Annotated in this window: 3 protein-coding genes; 2 read left to right on the forward strand and 1 reads right to left on the reverse strand. The window is 42.5% G+C overall.

Going from position 1 to position 2,908, the window contains the following annotated elements; genetic code table 11:
* Together AACT21_RS08505 and AACT21_RS08510 are read left to right on the forward strand one after the other, a co-directional pair.
* Nucleotides 1-1,207: EAL and HDOD domain-containing protein (locus tag AACT21_RS08505; protein ID WP_254917200.1), on the forward strand; the 1,207-nt coding region annotated here is incomplete at its 5' end.
* A gap of 67 nt (nt 1,208-1,274) precedes the next feature.
* Nucleotides 1,275-1,742 (forward strand): YchJ family metal-binding protein, encoded by a 468-nt coding sequence (locus AACT21_RS08510; RefSeq protein WP_141195250.1) that lies wholly within the window; start codon nt 1,275-1,277, stop codon nt 1,740-1,742.
* Nucleotides 1,743-1,804: 62 nt separating this feature from the next.
* On the opposite strand, the gene AACT21_RS08515 is transcribed toward AACT21_RS08510, so the two are convergent.
* On the reverse strand, nt 1,805-2,794 hold the full coding sequence (locus AACT21_RS08515; RefSeq protein ID WP_094124563.1) for a porin: 990 nt from the start codon (nt 2,792-2,794) through the stop codon (nt 1,805-1,807).
* Between the last annotated feature and the right edge of the window lie 114 nt (nt 2,795-2,908).

Consider the following 2,908-nt stretch of genomic DNA (forward strand, 5'->3'; position numbering starts at 1 on the left):
CTCCTATATCGCCAGACAACCCATACTCGATCGTGACCGAAAAACTATCGGCTACGAGCTGCTATTTCGAGACGGTCCTAAGAACACCTTTCCAGATATAGACCCAGACTTAGCAACGAGTCGGTTACTCTCTGATCATTTTTTATCCACTCATTACAATACGCTGGGTAAGCATTTAGGGTTTGTCAATTTTCCTTATCAAAGCCTGATTAACCTCGTGCCTACGCTTTTTCCTGCGCAAAACTTGGTCGTTGAGGTATTGGAAGATTGCGAACCAACTTTAGAGTTATTAGAAGCAATTAAAAAGATGGCGAAGCTTGGTTACCGAATTGCGCTTGATGACTTTGTACCCAGTTCAGGCTGGCTCGTCTTCTTCCCCTATGTGTCAATTATCAAATTTGACATCCGTATCGTTCCCCTTGAAAAAGCCGCTCGCTTTATTCAAAAACTTGGTGCGACGAAAATTGAGTTCCTTGCTGAGAAAGTAGAAACCTATGAAGAGTTTAAGCAAGCTAAAAAGGCGGGCTTTACCTATTTTCAAGGCTACTTTTTTAGCAAACCAGAGATGTTACAGCGCAAAGCGTTAGAGCCTGCATTTCTTACTGTGGTGCAACTGTTCAAAGAAATAGCCAAATCTAACCTCGATTACAAAGCCATTGAGGAGCTTGTCGCCACCGACCTGACCCTGTCTTATAAACTGTTAACCTTTGTTAACTCATCCGCAACAGTCAGTTCAAAAATCCATTCATTTAAACAAGCGCTGATTTATCTCGGTGAACAACGATTGAGAAAGTTTATCTCCTTGGTTGCTATTGCTTCGACGCAAGAATCTAAACCGGACTATTTGTATGGTTTATCCATTCAAAGGGCAAGATATTGCGAGCTGATCGGTGTGAAAGCAAAAATGAACGTCGAACCCGGTTCGGCCTTCCTGACAGGAATGTTTTCGCTACTCGATAGCCTACTTGATCAACCTTTAGAAAGTATCATGGAAGAGATGCCTATCGACGAATACGTTAAACTTGCATTAATAGAAGGGAAAGGAGAATTAGGTCTGGTACTCGAGTTAACTCGAGCTTATGAACAGGCTGACTGGCAAAAGGTTGAGAAAATTGCTAATGCGTTAAATATCGAAGAGCCCGTGGTGAAAGAGTGTTACAACGAAGCTGTGAAATGGACAGCCGATTTACTGGGTGTCCACTCCTGAGTAGACATCGAGTTTAGATCTCCTTAAACTTCCCCGTCTTATATGAATGGGCAATTTGAGAGGATTTATGAACCAATGCTATTGTGGTAGTCATTTAGATTACCAACACTGTTGTGAACCAATCCACAGTGATTCAGCTTTAGCCATCTATCCAGAGCAACTGATGAGAGCCCGCTATAGTGCCCATGTTCTGGGTTTGGTTGATTTCGTCATCAATACCTATCATCCGAGTTGCAATGCACCACAGCAACGTGACGCGATTGAAGAATCAATCAACAGTCAATGGTGTGGGCTAGACGTCATCTCCGCAAGTATCCGCAACAACGAAAATGAAGGCTTCGTTCATTTCAAAGCCTATTACACACAGAATCAACAGCAATTTTGTCTGCAAGAACGTTCACGATTTATACGAGAAAATGGTATCTGGTTCTACGTTGACGGTGAATTTCCACAGGAGAACACACCAACGAAGCTAGGACGAAATGACCCATGTCATTGCGGTAGCGGCAAGAAATTTAAGAAGTGTTGTGGGTAGGGCAATAAAAAGCCCTTCTATATTAAAGAAGGGCTCAGAACTAGAGTTACAAATCAATTAGGTTAGAAGTACCAGTAAGCGGCAGCAAATACCCAAGTCTCTTCTTGATCTTTACCAGCATCACCATTTTCGATGTCTTGCTTGATATCTACTTGCACGTCAACACCGTTTAGATTATAAAACGCAGCTACGTTCGCATATGAACTATCGTAATCTGCTGCACCTTTTGCTTCGTCAGTAGTAGCCGAGTAACCAAGAGCCAATGTTAAATCATCCGATACAGAGTAAGCTGTAGATACATAAAAACCAGTAGATTTCTTCTCCGATGCATCTTTTCCGGTCAAGTCTTTCTTATCACCATCATTGATCCACGCGTTTGCACCAAGTTGGAATGCACCAAACTTCGCATTACCTGACAACGATACTACGTCATACTTAGCTTCATCACGTGTCTCGTAGCCAGCGTAAACGTTAACTGTTTCAGATTTGAAGCCAAGAAAGCCGTTAATACCGCTGTCAGCTGCATCACGATCATCGCTTGTGTCAAAGTAAGAAATACCATATGCAATGCTTGATGCTTGTCCACGGAATTGGAAAACATTAAATCCATCTGATGCATCGCCAGCACTGTTACCAAACTCAACGGTTAGATCACCCGCACCATCGACAGTATCGAGTGCAGTATCATTTTCCCAACCCCACGATGCAATACCGTAGCCAGTATCAATACCGACCCAAGCTTTGTCGATGTCCGTTGCTGGCCCGCTTTGAATCGCGCCTTCATAAGGGCTTACTTTTGATTCATCTGTATCAAAATTCATTTCTAAATCAGCTTCGAGATAGCCCACTACATAACCGTTTTTGTATGCTACTTTAACGGTTGCTGCTGTTGCCCAATCATCATAAACAGATTCTGTGAATGTGTCATAGTAAGCGCCTAAACCTAATTGACCACTCACTTTAAACTGGTCGCTGTTAATTGCCGTTGGAGCCTCAGCAAACGCTTGAGAAGATATAGATACTACTGCTAGTGCTAATAGAGTCTTTTTCATAATTAATCCACTGCCTTTTCTTATGTATGGGAATTCCTTATCCGGTTCCCTTTGTTTTTGCTGGCAACTTCCAAATTTAAACTCGGTTCGTTGCCGCCATTAAATCTCAAGGAT

Source organism: Vibrio sp. V08_P9A1T1, assembly GCF_963874405.1.
Lineage (GTDB): Bacteria > Pseudomonadota > Gammaproteobacteria > Enterobacterales > Vibrionaceae > Vibrio > Vibrio anguillarum.